Genomic DNA, 15,521 nt, shown 5'->3' with positions numbered 1-15,521 from the left:
CACATATGTCAGGGGCGGCTTGCTTTTTTGGAGACATGCATGAAATTTCGTTTCCCCATCGTCATCATTGACGAGGATTTCCGTTCTGAAAATACGTCCGGCCTGGGCATTCGCGCCCTTGCCGCCGCAATGGAAAAAGAAGGCATGGAAGTGCTGGGCGTGACCAGCTACGGCGATTTGTCGCAATTTGCCCAACAACAATCGCGCGCGTCAGCCTTCGTGCTGTCGATCGACGATGAAGAATTCGGCGCCGGTTCCATCGAGGAAACCGATCACGCCTTGAAATCGCTGCGCGCCTTTGTCGAAGAAATCCGCTACAAGAACGCGGACATCCCGATTTATCTGTACGGCGAAACGCGCACCTCGCGCCATATCCCCAACGATATCCTGCGCGAACTGCATGGTTTCATCCACATGTTCGAAGATACGCCGGAATTCGTCGCGCGCCACATCATCCGCGAAGCGAAGTCCTACCTGGACGGCCTGTCGCCGCCCTTCTTCCGCGCGCTGGTGCACTACGCCAACGACGGTTCCTACTCATGGCACTGCCCTGGCCACTCGGGTGGCGTGGCCTTCCTGAAGTCGCCGATCGGCCAGATGTTCCACCAGTTCTTCGGTGAAAACATGCTGCGCGCCGACGTCTGCAACGCCGTCGAAGAACTGGGCCAGCTGCTCGACCATACGGGCCCTGTTGCCGCGTCCGAGCGCAATGCGGCGCGCATCTTCAATGCCGACCATTGCTATTTTGTCACCAACGGTACCTCGACCTCGAACAAGATGGTGTGGCACTCCACCGTGGCGCCGGGCGACATCGTCGTCGTCGACCGCAATTGCCACAAGTCGATCTTGCATTCGATCATCATGTGCGGCGCCATTCCCGTGTTCCTGATGCCGACGCGCAATCACCTGGGCATCATCGGTCCTATCCCGCTGCATGAATTCACGCCGGAAAGCATTGCCCGCAAGATCGAGGCGAATCCGTTCGCGCGCGAAGCGAAGAACAAGAAGCCGCGCATTTTGACCATCACGCAATCGACCTACGATGGCGTGATCTACAACGTGGAAACCCTGCGCGAAATGCTGGACGGCAAGATCGACACCCTGCACTTCGATGAAGCCTGGCTGCCGCACGCCACCTTCCACGATTTCTACAAGAATATGCACGCCATCGGCAAGGACCGTCCGCGCGCCAAGGAATCGATGATCTTCTCGACCCAGTCCACGCACAAATTGCTCGCCGGCCTGTCGCAGGCCTCGCAAATCCTCGTGCGCGAATCGGACACGGTCAAGCTGGACCAGGACGCCTTCAACGAAGCTTACCTGATGCACACCTCGACTTCGCCGCAATACTCGATCATCGCCTCGTGCGACGTGGCCGCGGCCATGATGGAAGCGCCGGGCGGCACCGCCCTGGTGGAAGAATCGATCATGGAAGCGCTCGATTTCCGCCGCGCCATGAAGAAGATCGACCAGGAATGGGGCCAGGACTGGTGGTTCCAGGTGTGGGGGCCGGACAGCTTCAACGACGAAGGCATGGGCCAGCAGGAAGACTGGATGATACGCGCCGAGGATGACTGGCACGGCTTCGGCGACCTGGCTCCCGGCTTCAACATGCTCGATCCGATCAAGGCGACCATCGTCAACCCGGGCCTGTCGCTGGACGGCCAGTTCGGCGAAACGGGCATCCCCGCGTCCATCGTCACCAAATACCTGGCCGAGCACGGCGTCATCATTGAAAAATGCGGCCTGTACTCGTTCTTCATCATGTTTACCATCGGCATCACCAAGGGCCGCTGGAATACCTTGCTGACGGCCTTGCAGCAATTCAAGGACGACTACGACAAGAACCAGCCGATGTGGCGCATCCTGCCGGAATTTGCGGCGGCCAACCCACGCTATGAAAAAATGGGCTTGCGCGACCTGTGCCAGCAAATCCACGATTTCTACAAGGCTTACGACGTGGCGCGTCTGACGACGGAAATGTATTTGTCGGACATGATCCCGGCCATGAAGCCGTCGGACGCGTTCGCCAAGATGGCGCACCGCGAAATCGAGCGCGTGGCCATCGACGAACTCGAAGGACGCATCACGTCCATCCTGCTGACGCCATATCCACCGGGCATTCCGCTCTTGATCCCGGGGGAGCGCTTCAACAAGACCATCGTCGACTACCTGCGCTTCGCGCGCGACTTCAACGAGCGCTTCCCAGGCTTCGAGACGGATGTGCATGGTCTCGTGAAACGCGAAGTCGATGGCAAGCGTGGCTATTTCGTCGATTGCGTGAAGTTGGACGATAACGTCTAAAAACGTCGTCGTTCCATAAATTACGACTACGGCCATGAACGCCGCCTGATGCAGATCAGGCGGCGTTTTTCATTCTGGGCCACCGCGCACGCTTGCACCAGATCAAACGACGGGGATATCGGGCTTCTCAAATGGGTGGCCATTTCGCGACGACAGGCGAGCAGGCGGCTTGTCAAGGCAGGCGCAAGGCTCATGCCGTCCAAGCGCAGGAGCGGAGCGGCTTAGTATGGCGAACGGCGTTTCGCCGATAGCGTAAAAACCATCATTTCCGGAGCCGAGGGTTTCATTGTCAAGATGAGCGTTCAAACAAGCTTAATTGGCAGGAATGATTACGTCGCTTATACGCCACAGTGCACGTGCTCGATAAAAAGTAATTTCCATTTTCAAAAAGCAAACTTCGCCCTAGTTCGGCAAAAACATCCTCAATGGCACGTCAACACCCATTAAAAACAAACCTGACCAACATGTAGCCAGTTAATTGGAAACAGGATTCTGGCAAACAAGCCCTACACTGAACGGGCTAGATTTTGATTGCCTGAAAGAAACCAAATGACTCACCCTACTTTGCGCCGTGTGCTGGCCATCACCCTACTCAGCCTGCTTGCCGCCTGCGGTGGAGGCGGCGACAGCAAGACCGGCGCCGCCCAGAACCCGGACATCTCGGCAGTGCCGCCAGCGACCGCCGGCCCCGGCACCACGCCGGGCGACACCATTGCGCCGCCGCCTCTGACCATGCCGCCGGCCAAGCAGACAGCCACATTTACGCGCCAGGAAGCATCGCGTTTCCTGGGCCGTGCCACGTTCGGGCCGGACACGGCGGCCATCGAGGCGCTGGCTGCCAGCGATAGCGAAGCCTGGCTCCGCGCACAGTTCTCCAAGCCGCAAACCCTGCACCGCAAATATATCGATGCCATGTTGGCAGCGCAGGCCGCCGGCGGGCAAAAAGTGGGTTCTACGGGGGTGTATGAAACCTTCTGGCAGCAGGGCATCCGTGGCGAGGACCAATTGCGCCAACGCATGGCCTTTGCCCTGTCCGAGATTTTCGTTATTTCCATGCAGAATGATTCCGTACGGCCGCAGGTGCGGGGCGTGGCCAGTTACTACGACATGCTGGGCCAGCATGCTTTTGGCAACTTCCGCGACCTGCTGGAAGGCGTGGCCCTGCATCCGATGATGGGGCTGTACCTGTCCCACCTGCGCAACCAGAAGGAATCGGCCACCCGCACGGCCGATGAAAACTTCGCCCGCGAAGTGATGCAACTGTTTACCATCGGCCTGTACCAGCTGAATGCGGATGGCAGCCTGAAACTGTCCGGCGGCAAGCCCATCGACACCTACACGCGCGACGACGTGGCGGGCCTGGCTCGCGTCTTTACGGGCTGGAGCTGGGCCGGTCCGGACCAGAGCGCCACGCGCTTCTATGGCAGCACGGCCGATCCCGACCGCGACTGGAAGCCGATGCAGAACTACGCGGCCTATCATTCCAGCGGCGACAAGCGTTTTTTGGGCCAGAGCATCTCCGGCGCCAGCAGCGGCCAGGCCGACCTGAAACTGGCGCTCGATACCCTGTTCAATCATCCCAATGCGGGACCGTTCTTTGCCCGCCAGCTGATCCAGCGCCTGGTCAGCAGCAATCCCAGCCCCGCCTACGTGGGCCGCGTGGCCGCCGCGTTTGCAAACAACGGCAGCGGCGTGCGCGGCGACATGCAAGCCGTCATCCGTGCAGTGCTGCTCGACCCGGAGGCGCTGGCCCCAAGCGGCAGCACCTTGCGCACAGGCAAGCTGCGCGAGCCACTGCTGCGCCTGGCTGGCTGGATGCGCGCCTTCGATGCCAAGCCAGCTGGCGGCCGCTACAGCCTGTATTACCTCGACGACCCTTTGAGCGGGCTAGGCCAGAGTCCCTTGAATCCGCCTTCCGTATTCAGTTTTTTCCGCCCCGCCTATACGCCGCCCAATTCCGCCCTTGCCAGCGCCGGCCTGGTGGCGCCGGAACTGCAAATTACGGCTGAACCGTCGGTGACGGGCTACCTGAACTTCATGCAAGAAGCCATCAATAGCGGTGTGGGCGAGAGCCGTGAAGTCAAGCCCGACTACACGCGTGAACTGGCGCTGGCCAGCGACTCGGGTGCCCTGCTCGACCGCATCGACCTGCTCCTGATGCATGGCGGCATGCCCGCCAAGCTGCGCGGACAGATCCTGACCGCCGTCAATGGCATCAGCATCCCCACAGCGACGGCAAGTAATGCCACGCAAGTTGCCAGCGCCAAGGCCAACCGCGTCAAACTGGCCATTTTCCTGACCATGGCCTCGCCGGCCTACCTGGTGCAAAAGTAAGAGCGATCACATGCAAAATTTCCCCTTTTCCCGCCGCCGTTTCCTCGGTTCCATGCTGAGCCTGGCCGGTACCACGGCCGCCCCCTTTGCCATGAACCTGGCCGCCATGGGCAACGCCGCCGCGCAATCGGCCGACGACTACAAGGCCATGGTCTGCCTGTTCATGGCAGGCGGAAACGACGCCTTCAACACGGTGCTGGCCACCGATCCGACCTCATGGAATGAATACTCGCGCCTGCGCAACACGGGCGGTGCCGATTCCATCCATCTGCCCGGCGTGGGCGAGACGGGCGGCGTCTTGCCGGTCGTGCCCGCTACCGTGCAAATGGGCCGCGCCTTTGCCCTGCATCCCCAGCTGGCGCCGCTGAAAAACCTGTTCGACAATGGCCGCGCCGCCATCGTGGCCAATGTGGGTACCTTGATCCAGCCCGCCACTCTGGCGCAGTACAAGGCAGGCAGCGTGGCCTTGCCACCCAAGCTGTTCTCGCACAACGACCAGCAATCGACGTGGCAATCGGGTTCACCGGAAGGCGCCAGTGTGGGCTGGGGCGGCCGGGTGGCCGACGTGGCCGGCTCGCTCAATACGAATGCCATGTTCACGGCCATTTCCGCCGCGGGCAACACCGTCTTCCTCAGCGGGCGCCAGGTGCGCCAGTTCCAGGTGGGCCAGGCAGGTGCCGTGTCCATTCGCGGCCTGAGCGGCAGCCTGTATGGCAGCACGGGCGGCGCGGGCGCGCTGCAAGCCATCATCAACGATGCAGGCAGCGACCTGATCGAACAGGAACACGTGGCCGTAGTGCAACGCGCCATTTCCAGCCAGAGCATGCTGAGCGGCGCCATGCTGGCGGCCGGCGCAGGCGGCGTGCCCAATCCGCCGCCCTATGTCAACCCGAACACGGGCGCGTCCGGCATCAACCAGCTGGCCGTGCAATTGCAGACCGTGGCGCGCATCATCGGCGGGCGCGGCGCCCTGGGGGCGAAACGGCAAGTATTTTATGTGACACTGGGCAGTTTCGACACGCATGACCGCCAAAAAGAACTGCACGGCGACCTGATGGCGCGCCTGGCGCACGCGCTGGCGTATTTCGACGCCACCCTGGCGGCCCTGCAGGGCGCCGACGTGCGGCGCCAGGTAACGACCTTTACGGCGTCTGACTTCGGCCGCACCTTCAGCAGCAACGGCGACGGCACGGATCACGGCTGGGGTGCGCACCACTTTGTCGTGGGCGGCGCCGTGAAAGGCCGCGACATCTACGGCACCTTCCCCGTCACGGGCCTCGGCCATGCGCTGGACGTGGGTTCCGGCGCCCTGCTGCCGACCACCTCCGTCGACCAGTACGGCGCCACCCTGGCCAAGTGGTTCGGCGTGGCCGACAGCCAGCTGGCCGAGGTGTTCCCGAATATCGGCAACTTCAGCCAGCGCGACTTGGGTTTCATGACAGTAACTTAACCGTTCACGGCGATGCTCAAGGTGACGACGTAGCCCTGCGTGGCATTGCCCGTCACCGTGGCCATTTGCAAGCTGGTGCCGTCGCTGAAAACGTTGTCGATGGCATAGTTGATCTGCGCCAGGTTGCGCACGCTGGCCGTGTAGGATTCGTTCAGCGTTGCCATCGGGAAGGTGAATTACGAGGTCTTGATGCGGTTCGCCGCGCTGGCCGCCTTGGCCAGGCTGGGATAGACCTCGACGTGAACGTGCGGCATGCGTCCCGCATAGCAGCCGGGAAAGATGGTGATGAAGCCGACGTTGCCAGCGCTGTCCGTTTATCACCGTGCCAGTGCTGGCCCCGCTACTCGCGGCGGCACTGCTGGCGTCCGAGCCGCCGCCGCAGCCGATCAAAGGCAAGGTGGCGGCGCCGGCCAGCAGGCAGCGCAGGACTTGCCGCCGCTCCGCCGTCTGCCGCATCATTTCAAGGTCGGATGCCAGGCCGTGATCAGGTAATTCCATACAGGCAGGGCACAGGAACAGCGCCTGTGTCGCATGTCGCGAGAGCGCCTGCAAGCTGCTGCCCGGACGCAAGGCATGGATGCGCATGCTGACTCTCCCTCTGGTCGCGCATGCCGTTTACTGGAAGCGCTGGGGATGGCGCGGGCCGGGGCGGCTGTCGTGCTGCTGCGCCTGCTTGCGCTGCTCGGGCGTCAGCACGGCCAGCAATTGCTGCTCCAGCCGCGCCTGCAGCAAGCTGATCGTCGCCATGGCTTGCGCCGCCGTGCTTGCCAGCGCGCTGGCCTTCGCATCGTCGTAGGCGCTGGACGCGGCCAGTTCGCGCAGCTGCGCATGCGCCTTGAAGGCGATTTTTTCCTGCTCCCGCAGCAAGGGCGCCTGGGCGTAGGTGGCAGCAAAAACCTTGTCCTGCTGCGCTTCGCTCAAGTCGATGCCGCGCAGGAACGGCGGCAAGCCTGGCGCGTCGGGTCCGCCTGGCGCGTGGCCAAAGCCGGGCGGCGGCCCTGGCATGGCGCGTGGCGGCGGGCCGTCCGGTGCAGAGTCGTGCTGGGCCAGTGCCAGCAGCGGCATGCTGCAGGCGGACAGCAGCAACAGGGATACGGCAATACTCAGGTATTTCATCGGGCTTTCCTTTCGTGGCGATCAGCCTTGATTGTCGGCGTCTGGCATGTAAAGCAACGTTAGGGCCGCGTAAAAGCGAGTAAAGGAAGGTCCGGGAATGTAAGCAGACGTATGTAAAAGCGGGTAAAACCGCCGTGAACAGCCCCCTTTGACTGCTATCATCGGGCGATATTCACCCGAAAAAGCACAGGCATGAGCAAGGTTTTGTTAATCGATGACGACGTGGAACTGGTCGGCATGTTCCAGGAATACCTGACGCAGGAAGGTTTTGACGCCCGCGCCGTGCATGACGGCGAAAGCGGCGCGGCCGAGGCGCTGACGGGCCTGTACGCCATCGCCGTCCTCGACGTCATGATGCCGCGCATGAATGGCCTGGAAACCCTGCGCCGCATCCGCGCCGGCAGCAACCTGCCCATCTTGATGCTGACGGCGCGCGGCGACGATACGGACCGTATCGTGGGCTTGGAACTGGGCGCCGACGATTATGTGACCAAGCCGTGCACGCCGCGCGAACTGACGGCGCGCATCCGCGCCATCCTGCGCCGTTCGCAAGCGGCGCCGCACGACAGCTCGGGCCTGGCACCGCTGGCCGTGGGCCAGTTGACGATGTGGCCGGAACAGCGGCGCGTTTCCTGGGCCGGCGCGCACCTGGAGCTGACGAGCACGGAATTCAATCTGCTGGAAGTGCTGGTGCGCCATGCGGGCAAGCCCGTGAGCAAAAATCAATTGTCCGAACTGGGCCTGGGCCGGCCCATGGCCCGCTTCGACCGCAATATCGACGTGCACTTGAGCAGCCTGCGACGCAAGCTGGGCAGCCTGGCCGACGGCCGCTCCTGCCTGCAGACCGTGTACCGTCTCGGCTACCAGCTGATCAAGGAGTAAGCGTGGGCCGTCTGTTCTGGAAGTTTTTTCTGTGCATCATGCTGGCGCAAGTAACGGCCACCATCGGCATCGGCGGCACCTTCTGGCTGAAAAACCGGGCCGCGCAGCAGGAGCGGGTCCTCGACATCGACACCAGCCCGCCCGCACAGCTCGCCATCGAAGCGGCGAGCGCCACGCTGGAAGCGGGCGGCAGCAAGGCCTTGCAGCAATTTCTCGGCAAGATGGAGCGCATGCGCGTATTTGCCATCGATGCGCAGGGGCAAGAATTGATGGGCCGCAAGGTCCATCCGGCCATACTCGGCAAGGCGCGCGCGCTGCTGGCGCAAGGCTCGCCACATGCCGTGGTGCGCGAGGTCAGCGGCAGCGACGGCGTGCGTTACCTGCTGTTCCTGCCCTCATCCGTACGCTTTCGCACTGCCGAGGCGGGCGCCGCGCCCGGCATTCCGCCGCCGCACCCCGACTTCCAGCGCGGCCCGCCCGGCGACATGGGCGGCATGCCACCCGGCCCGCGCATGGACAGTCCCTACCGCACCTTCATTCCCCTGGCCGCCGCCATCGCCGCCAGCTTGCTGTTCTCCTTCTTGCTGGCCTGGTATTTTGCGCGTCCCATCCGCGACCTGCGGCAAGCGTTCGAGGCCGCCTCGCACGGCGACCTGGCGCCGCGTTTTCACGCCAGCGGCAAGCGCGGCGATGAATTGACGGACCTGGGCCGCGATTTCGACCGCATGACGGGCCGTTTGCGCAGCCTCATGGAGAGCCAGACGCGCTTGCTGCATGATGTCTCGCACGAACTGCGCTCGCCATTGGCGCGCTTGCAAGCGGCCATCGGCCTGGCGCACCAGCAGCCGGAAAAGATGGATGCCTCGATGCAGCGCATCGAGCGCGAAAGCGAGCGCATGGATAAGCTGATCGGCGAACTGCTGACCCTGTCGCGGCTGGAGGCGGGCGCCGACTCGCCCCTCAGCGAAGACGTCGGCATCGCCGACCTGTTGCACGACATTATGGAAGACGCCCGCTACGAAGCGAAGGCGCGCCAGGTAGGCATAGCCCTCGCGGGCGACGCGGCCATCGCCGACGCCGCTGTCACGGGGCGGCCGGAACTGCTGGCGCGCGCCGTGGAAAACGTGGTGCGCAATGCTGTCAAGCACAGCCCAGATGGCGGCACGGTGGAAGTGAATTTGTCGCGCCAGCATGATTGGCTTCGCATCGCCGTGCTGGACCGGGGCCCCGGCGTGGCCAGCGCCGACCTGGCCAACATCTTTCAACCGTTCTTCCGCGCCAGCCCTACCCAGCACAGCACGGACGGCCATGGCCTCGGCCTGGCCATCGCCCAGCACGTCATCAGTGCCCACGGCGGGCGCATCGGGGCCAGCTTGCGCACCGGTGGCGGGCTGTGCGTGGAAATGCTGTTGCCCGTCAAAACGCCAGGCTGACTTGTCGGCGAGCCTGGCGTTTTTTTTCGCGCGGATGTGTTGTTACGCCTGCGTATCGATGATGCTGCCCAAGGTCGACGCGGCGGCTTTAGCTGGACTGGCCGCCGTATCGGCGCTGCTGGCCGTCTGCGTCTCTTGTTGCGCAGCCTGTTGCGCAGCGGCCGCCTGCAACTGGGCAATTTGCGCCTGCAAGGCCTGGATTTGCTGCGCCAGCTGCTGTTGCAGCTTTTGCGACGCGTCCGTCTGCGTGCCCTTTTGCGATTCCGTCAATTGCTTTTGCGCCGCAGTGATCTGCTTTTGCAGCGCCGCGATCTGCGAACTGCTGCCCGAACTGGCGCTACTGGCCGCGCCGACTGTGCCGACTGTGCCGACTGCACTGCCTGAACCGATTGCCGCTACCATGATGCCTCCCGAATGTTTCGATACCAAGGTTAACGGCAGGCATGGGCGCGGATGTAGTGCGGCGGATGTAAAGGCAGGTAAAGACCACCGCCGGCACGCACTCTTGCTCTTCGGCACAAAAAACTGGCACACTGACGCTACTCCAGCCAGACCCTGATCGGATCGCCATGCCCCTGCTGCCCGCCCTGCCCGACCTCGTGCCCCGCCAGCGCTGCGGCGTGATCGAGTTTCCCGTCCACCACATGCGTGGCGGCACGTCAACAGGCCTGGTCTTGCATGCGTCCTGCGTGCCGGCCGACCCGGCGCTACGCGAGGAATTGCTGCACCATCTGATGGGCGTTCCCCTGTCCGGCCGACTGCCGGGTAACCGGCAAATCACGGGCCTGGGACGTGGTGCTCCCACCAGCAATAAGGTCTTCCTCGTCGAGGTGGAACAGCATGCAGGCCAGCCGCGCCTGGTCAGCACCCTGGCGCAGCTGGCCGCCGAGCACGGGGATATCGACTGGAGCGTGAACTGCGGCAATATGTCGTCTGCACTGCAACTGTGGGGCCTGGACAGCGGCGTGATCGAGGCGCTGGCCATCGGCGCGCACGATATCGATATCCGCAACACCAACACGGGCGTCGTCACCACCTCGCGCATGGCGCGCGAACTCGATGGCAGCTTTACGGCCACGGACATTCCCGGCGTGCCCGGCAGCTTCCCCCGCGTCGACCTGTTCCTGCAGCAACCGGCAGGCGCCAAGACGGGCAAATTATTACCAACAGGCAAGGCGCAGGATACGGTGCACGGCTACGACGTCTCGTGTGTGGACGTGGCCGTGCCCATGGTCATCGCGCAAGCGAGCCAGTTCGGCAAGACGGCGCAGGAAGCAATACGCGAACTGGAGGCGGACACGGCTTTCATGCAGGCCATCCGCCAGGTGTGGAGCGCGGCGGGCCTGCTGATGGGCTTGCGGCGACGCGATGGCGAGTTGATGACATTGGAAGAACTGGAACGCAGCGAAACCATCCCCAAGTTCTGCATCGTGGGTCCTGCAGCGGGAGAGGAAAATATTGCGGTACGTTACTTTACGCCGCAGGCGGGCCATGCCTCGCTGGCCGTCTCGGGCGGCTGCTGCCTGGCGGCGGCTTGTCTGATACCGGGCACGGTGGCGCATGCGCTGGCGCGCGGCGTGCCGCCCGTCGGGCAGGCGGCTGCAGAGATTGAACTGGGCATAGCAAACCCGGCCGGCATCCTGGGCACCACCATCGTGGCGCGCCAGGCAGGAGACGCCATCGCCATCGACAGCGCGGCCTACCGGCGCAGCACGCAAATCTTGCTGCGCGGCCATGTTCCCCTGTACCAGCCGTCAGCCGCACTGAAAGCGTGGCTGCTGAAGCAGTTTTAAAGCAAGACCCGGCAATCAGGTCTTGGGCAGGGTCACGCCGACCTGGCCCTGGTATTTGCCGCCACGGTCCTTGTACGACGTTTCGCATACTTCATCGGACTCGAAGAACAGCACTTGCGCCACGCCTTCGTTGGCGTAGATTTTCGCCGGCAATGGTGTCGTATTCGAAAATTCCAGGGTCACGAAACCTTCCCATTCCGGTTCGAACGGGGTGACGTTGACGATGATGCCGCAGCGCGCATAGGTGCTCTTGCCCAGGCAAATCGTCAATACATTGCGGGGAATGCGGAAATACTCGACCGTGCGGGCCAAGGCGAACGAGTTCGGCGGGATGATGCAATAGCCCTTGCCCGACACGTCGACGAAGTTATTCGCGTCAAAATCCTTGGGATCGACGATGGTGGTGTTGATGTTGGTAAACAGCTTGAACTCGTCGGCGCAGCGGATGTCATAGCCATAGCTGGAGGTACCGTAGGATACGATGCGGTTGCCGTCGCGTTCCTTGACCTGACCCGGTTCGAACGGCTCGATCATGCCCGTTGTTTCCGCCATGCGGCGTATCCATTTATCGCTTTTAATCGTCATCGCAGGGGGTTCTTTCTAGAATATCAGAATGGCGGGGGCCGCACGCCTGCTGCAGGCACGGCCCGAATGGCAGGATTTTACGCGAAAACCCGCCACTTTTGGCCCCCCTCCCCTGAAAATCCTTGGCGTCAGCCTATTGTTTCGCCAGCAATGCAGTGATCATCTCGCGCACCACTTGCGCCGTCAGTTCCGGGTTTTCCATGGGAAACAGATGGCCGCCCGGTACCTGGCGGAAAAACTTGCCGACCAGCTTGCGCGTGGCCTTCAAGCCCGCCTGGCGGCATTCCACCGATTCCGTGCCGCCGATAAAGCCGATGGGAACTGGGAAACCATCCTTGACGAGGCTGCCGATGTGATGTGGCAAGCTGCGGTAGACATCCGTTTCCACTTCGCGCGTAAAGCGCAGCTGCACCCCGTCCGGATGAGGGGCCAGGCCGCTGTCGATGTAGTCACGCAAGACTTGCGGCGCCCAGATGGCGAACATGTCCTTGGCGGCAAAGTGGGCATACGCGGCTTGCGCATCGGGCCACTGCTTGCGCCGCCGGGCGGAAAACCGCGACGGAGAAAACCGCTCGCCCAGCGCCGTATTGCGCGCCAGGCGCACCAGCAAGGCGCGCCAGCCGGCCACCACGGGCGAATCGAGCAAGACCACGCAGCGCACCAGGTCGGGCCGCTGCTTGGCCACCATCACGCTGAGCATGCCGCCCAGCGAATGGCCGACGAGGATCACGGGCGCGCTGTAGCGGCGCTCCAGGTCATCGATATACTCGCGCACCAGCTCGGGCCAGCCCGTACTGACAGGGTAGGCGGGGTCGTGCGCATGCATGTCGAGCGCCTGCACGGCGTAATGCTGGCCCAGCAAGGCGAACAGCTTGCGGTAGGTGCCGGCCGGATAACTGTTGGCGTGGGCAAAATGCAGTTGCGGGAGGGTCATCGTGGGACGGTGCCGGTGAATGCGATAGGCAATTGTAATGGCATGCCGGCACGACGTATCAGAGGAAGGCCTCTAATTGCCGGGGCGCCAGGGCCATGCCCGGCACGAAGGAGGCCAGCACCGCGCCCAGCTCGGCGCTTGATTCCACCACGCAAAAGGCGTCGTCAAATGGGTGGTGACGGTTCATGTGGTTGCGCACGACGATGCATTCCAGCCCGGCCGCGTTGGCGGCGCGCAAGCCGCGCGGCGAGTCTTCCACGGCCACGCACTGGGCGGCGGCCAGGCCCAGGCGCTGCAAACCCAGCCGATAGCCGTCGGGCGCCGGCTTGCTTTCCCCATACATTTCACGCGTCAGCACGAAGTCGAAGTGCTGCAACATGCCCGTGGCCGCATGGCTGATCTGGAAATGCTGTGCATAGGCGCTCGTCACCACGCCCATGGCCGCATGCGGGCGCAGCGCCGCCAGCACTTGCCCGATGCCGGGCATGGCCAGCTGGCGCGCCTGGCGCAGGCGTTGCGCAAACAGCACGGTGCGTTCGGCGCGCAGGCGCTCGACCAGTTCGATGGCGTGGCCCTGCCCCAGCAGCACATGCCAGGCGCCGTAGTTATTGTCCAGAAACCAGTCAAAGAATTGCTTCGGCGTCAAGTCTATGCCGTAGGGCAAAAGCAAGTCGCGGTTGCTTTCGTAAAACAGCTGCTCGGTGTTGACCAGCACGCCATCGTTGTCCCACAGCACGCCCTGGATGGTTTTCATGGCTTGTTGTCGTTTAAAAACTTACTTGAAGAAGATGTCGTAAGACAACTTGACGATCAGCAGCACCAGCAGCACCAGGAACAGGATGCGCACGAAGGCGGCGCCGCGGCGCACGGCGATCCAGGTGCCTGTCAGGGCGCCCAGGATGTTGCACACCGCCATCGGTGCGGCCACGGCGTACACCACGTGGCCGGCGGGAATGAAGAAAGCCAGCGCGGCGACGTTGGTGGCGATATTCACCAATTTCGAGCAGGCCGAGGCGAGGATGAAATCGAAGCCGAAGACGCGGATGAAGAGGAAAATCAAAAAACTGCCCGTGCCTGGGCCGAACAGGCCGTCATAAAAGCCGATGGCGCCGCCGATGACGATGGCGAGGATGCGTTCACGCGGGCCGATGGGGCGCGCTTCGCGCGTCGTGCCGAAATCCTTCTTGATGAAGGTGTAGATGGCCATGATGATGATCAACACCAGCACCATCGGGCGCACCACCTGCTGCGGCACATACGACACGGCGGCCGCGCCGATGAAGGACATGATAAAGGCGCTGGCCACGGCGGGCAGCACCAGCAGCCAGGGAATGTTGACCTTGCCGACAAACGAGCGGGCGGCAAACGTGGTGCCGCACGCGGACGCCAGTTTATTCGTGCCCAGCAAGGAGGTCGAGGCCATGTTCGGCATCAGGTTGAACAGGGCCGGCAGCTGTATCAGCCCGCCCCCGCCCACGGCGGCATCGATCAAGCCGGCAAAGAAGGCAAATAAACACAGCAGTGAGATGGTCAGCATGATAGGCAATGAGGAATGGGCGACAGCGGCAGTATAGGCGCCGTGGATTTTTCAGGATGCAACTTGATATTGCGGAAAACGCAATCAGGCGTAACGCTTGACGGAATGCGCCCCATGCGCTCTACTGGACTCTTTTGCCTGGAGCCACGCGATGTCGATGAAACTGATGTGGGAAATCCGCGCCTTTTGCACCGTGGTGGAAAAGCGCAGCTTCATCCACGCGGCGCGCATGCTGGGACGCTCGCCGTCGGCCGTCACGCGCGCCATCCAGTTCCTCGAAGACGCCATCGGCGCCGAGCTCATCTTGCGCACGCAAAAGCAGTTCACCCTGACGACGGCTGGCGAAACGTATTACGCGTCGGCCAAGCACTTGCTGGAAACGCAGGCCGAGGCAGAAGACCAATTGGCGGAATTGAGCAACTCGCCACAAGGCTGGGTGCGCCTATCGGCGCCGGAAATCCTGTCGCTGGGCTTTCTGCCGAAAGTGGTGGCGCAGTTTTCGCGCGACTACCCGAATGTATCTGTCGATATCCATTTCTCCGACAAATCGATCGACCCCATCCAGGAAAAGCTGGACTTTGCCATCCGCGGCGCCTTCCCCCAGTCCAGCGAGCTGATCGGCTATCCCCTGTGGAATTACCGCCGCTACATGTACGCTTCGCCCGACTATATAGAACGCATGGGCGCGCCCGACGAACCGGAAGAGCTGGCCGGCCACGACATCATCATGCACTCGGCCCCGCGCATTCTGCGCGACTGGCATTTCGTCTCGGCTACGCGCAACGTGCGCTATCAGGTGCAACCGCGTTTCCGCTTCACTTCCGGCATCGCCACTTTCCAGGCTGCCCTGGAAGGCGCCGGCATCGTGCGCCTGGCCAGCTGGCTGGCGGAACCCGCCGTAGCCGCCGGCAGCTTGCGCCGGGTCTGCACGGCGTACCGGTTGACGTCGTCAAAGGAGCTGGACCCCAGCATCCACGCCGTGTACGGCACCTCGCGCATGGCCAAGGGGGCGCGGCTGTTTCTCGAATATGTGCGGCAGCGGGGGCTGGAAATACCGGATGAACGCATAAGTTAGCGTCTATTTGGCGACGATGGCATCGCCATACACGGCGAACTGCGCGCATGGATAAGCGCAGCTGGAATGACTCACTCC

At 62.8% G+C, this 15,521-nt stretch carries 14 protein-coding genes; 7 read left to right on the top strand and 7 right to left on the bottom strand.

Going from position 1 to position 15,521, the window contains the following annotated elements:
* Positions 1-39 precede the first annotated feature (39 nt).
* From ACQ4WL_RS03795 to ACQ4WL_RS03785, 3 genes are all read left to right on the top strand, one after another.
* Positions 40-2,304: an Orn/Lys/Arg family decarboxylase gene (locus ACQ4WL_RS03795; protein WP_436508168.1), complete on the top strand. Its 2,265-nt coding sequence runs from the start codon at positions 40-42 to the stop codon at positions 2,302-2,304.
* Between the two features lie 549 nt (positions 2,305-2,853).
* Positions 2,854-4,638 (top strand): DUF1800 domain-containing protein, encoded by a 1,785-nt coding sequence (locus ACQ4WL_RS03790; protein WP_436508166.1) that lies wholly within the window; start codon positions 2,854-2,856, stop codon positions 4,636-4,638.
* A 10-nt stretch (positions 4,639-4,648) separates the two neighbouring features.
* Positions 4,649-6,088 carry a DUF1501 domain-containing protein gene (locus tag ACQ4WL_RS03785; protein ID WP_436508165.1) on the top strand — a complete coding sequence of 480 codons (1,440 nt, stop codon included), beginning with the start codon at positions 4,649-4,651 and terminating at the stop codon, positions 6,086-6,088.
* On the opposite strand, the gene ACQ4WL_RS03780 is transcribed toward ACQ4WL_RS03785, so the two are convergent.
* A complete protein-coding gene (locus tag ACQ4WL_RS03780; RefSeq protein WP_436508164.1) occupies positions 6,085-6,252 on the bottom strand; it encodes a hypothetical protein in 168 nt (55 codons plus the stop codon). The two genes, ACQ4WL_RS03785 and ACQ4WL_RS03780, sit on opposite strands and share 4 nt — an antisense overlap.
* A gap of 451 nt (positions 6,253-6,703) precedes the next feature.
* Complete coding sequence (locus tag ACQ4WL_RS03775) at positions 6,704-7,204, bottom strand: Spy/CpxP family protein refolding chaperone (protein WP_436508162.1); 501 nt, start codon at positions 7,202-7,204, stop codon at positions 6,704-6,706.
* 192 nt (positions 7,205-7,396) lie between these two features.
* On the opposite strand from ACQ4WL_RS03775, the gene ACQ4WL_RS03770 reads away from it, so the two are divergent.
* Together ACQ4WL_RS03770 and ACQ4WL_RS03765 are read left to right on the top strand one after the other, a co-directional pair.
* The gene (locus ACQ4WL_RS03770) at positions 7,397-8,086 is read left to right on the top strand and encodes a response regulator transcription factor (protein WP_436508161.1); all 690 of its coding nucleotides are present in this window, start codon (positions 7,397-7,399) and stop codon (positions 8,084-8,086) included.
* 2 nt (positions 8,087-8,088) lie between these two features.
* Entirely contained in the window at positions 8,089-9,519 is a 1,431-nt protein-coding gene (locus ACQ4WL_RS03765; RefSeq protein WP_436508160.1) for a HAMP domain-containing sensor histidine kinase, read from the top strand.
* Positions 9,520-9,561: 42 nt separating this feature from the next.
* Here the strand turns inward: ACQ4WL_RS03765 and ACQ4WL_RS03760 are convergent, their stop codons facing one another.
* Positions 9,562-9,921 carry a FlxA-like family protein gene (locus tag ACQ4WL_RS03760; protein WP_436508159.1) on the bottom strand — a complete coding sequence of 120 codons (360 nt, stop codon included), beginning with the start codon at positions 9,919-9,921 and terminating at the stop codon, positions 9,562-9,564.
* Between the two features lie 167 nt (positions 9,922-10,088).
* On the opposite strand from ACQ4WL_RS03760, the gene ACQ4WL_RS03755 reads away from it, so the two are divergent.
* Positions 10,089-11,312 carry a PrpF domain-containing protein gene (locus tag ACQ4WL_RS03755; protein WP_436508158.1) on the top strand — a complete coding sequence of 408 codons (1,224 nt, stop codon included), beginning with the start codon at positions 10,089-10,091 and terminating at the stop codon, positions 11,310-11,312.
* A gap of 15 nt (positions 11,313-11,327) precedes the next feature.
* Here the strand turns inward: ACQ4WL_RS03755 and dcd are convergent, their stop codons facing one another.
* From dcd to ACQ4WL_RS03735, 4 genes are all read right to left on the bottom strand, one after another.
* Complete coding sequence (gene dcd, locus ACQ4WL_RS03750; RefSeq protein WP_035819543.1) at positions 11,328-11,897, bottom strand: dCTP deaminase; 570 nt, start codon at positions 11,895-11,897, stop codon at positions 11,328-11,330.
* 133 nt (positions 11,898-12,030) lie between these two features.
* Positions 12,031-12,831 carry an alpha/beta fold hydrolase gene (locus ACQ4WL_RS03745; RefSeq protein WP_436508156.1) on the bottom strand — a complete coding sequence of 267 codons (801 nt, stop codon included), beginning with the start codon at positions 12,829-12,831 and terminating at the stop codon, positions 12,031-12,033.
* 58 nt (positions 12,832-12,889) lie between these two features.
* Entirely contained in the window at positions 12,890-13,585 is a 696-nt protein-coding gene (locus ACQ4WL_RS03740; RefSeq protein ID WP_436508155.1) for an HAD family hydrolase, read from the bottom strand.
* Between the two features lie 21 nt (positions 13,586-13,606).
* A complete protein-coding gene (locus tag ACQ4WL_RS03735) occupies positions 13,607-14,368 on the bottom strand; it encodes a sulfite exporter TauE/SafE family protein (RefSeq protein ID WP_436508154.1) in 762 nt (253 codons plus the stop codon).
* 151 nt (positions 14,369-14,519) lie between these two features.
* On the opposite strand from ACQ4WL_RS03735, the gene ACQ4WL_RS03730 reads away from it, so the two are divergent.
* Positions 14,520-15,443, top strand: a complete 924-nt coding sequence (locus ACQ4WL_RS03730) for a LysR family transcriptional regulator (protein ID WP_436508153.1) — start codon at positions 14,520-14,522, stop codon at positions 15,441-15,443.
* Positions 15,444-15,521: the final 78 nt, after the last annotated feature.

The sequence above is a fragment of the Janthinobacterium kochi genome, assembly GCF_051380715.1.
GTDB lineage: Bacteria > Pseudomonadota > Gammaproteobacteria > Burkholderiales > Burkholderiaceae_D > Janthinobacterium.
Note: the sequence above shows the minus strand (reverse complement) of the source record. Positions and strands in the feature narration are given on the sequence as shown.

Bases quoted from the DNA above. Each gene is read 5' to 3' on its own strand.
- ACQ4WL_RS03790 (WP_436508166.1), top strand. From the start codon at position 2,854: ATGACTCACCCTACTTTGCGCCGTGTGCTGGCCATCACCCTACTCAGC.
- ACQ4WL_RS03775 (WP_436508162.1), bottom strand. From the start codon at position 7,204: ATGAAATACCTGAGTATTGCCGTATCCCTGTTGCTGCTGTCCGCCTGC.
- ACQ4WL_RS03755 (WP_436508158.1), top strand. From the start codon at position 10,089: ATGCCCCTGCTGCCCGCCCTGCCCGACCTCGTGCCCCGCCAGCGCTGC.
- dcd (WP_035819543.1), bottom strand. From the start codon at position 11,897: ATGACGATTAAAAGCGATAAATGGATACGCCGCATGGCGGAAACAACG.
- ACQ4WL_RS03795 (WP_436508168.1), top strand. From the start codon at position 40: ATGAAATTTCGTTTCCCCATCGTCATCATTGACGAGGATTTCCGTTCT.
- ACQ4WL_RS03780 (WP_436508164.1), bottom strand. From the start codon at position 6,252: ATGGCAACGCTGAACGAATCCTACACGGCCAGCGTGCGCAACCTGGCG.
- ACQ4WL_RS03730 (WP_436508153.1), top strand. From the start codon at position 14,520: ATGTCGATGAAACTGATGTGGGAAATCCGCGCCTTTTGCACCGTGGTG.
- ACQ4WL_RS03760 (WP_436508159.1), bottom strand. From the start codon at position 9,921: ATGGTAGCGGCAATCGGTTCAGGCAGTGCAGTCGGCACAGTCGGCACA.
- ACQ4WL_RS03770 (WP_436508161.1), top strand. From the start codon at position 7,397: ATGAGCAAGGTTTTGTTAATCGATGACGACGTGGAACTGGTCGGCATG.
- ACQ4WL_RS03745 (WP_436508156.1), bottom strand. From the start codon at position 12,831: ATGACCCTCCCGCAACTGCATTTTGCCCACGCCAACAGTTATCCGGCC.
- ACQ4WL_RS03735 (WP_436508154.1), bottom strand. From the start codon at position 14,368: ATGCTGACCATCTCACTGCTGTGTTTATTTGCCTTCTTTGCCGGCTTG.
- ACQ4WL_RS03740 (WP_436508155.1), bottom strand. From the start codon at position 13,585: ATGAAAACCATCCAGGGCGTGCTGTGGGACAACGATGGCGTGCTGGTC.
- ACQ4WL_RS03785 (WP_436508165.1), top strand. From the start codon at position 4,649: ATGCAAAATTTCCCCTTTTCCCGCCGCCGTTTCCTCGGTTCCATGCTG.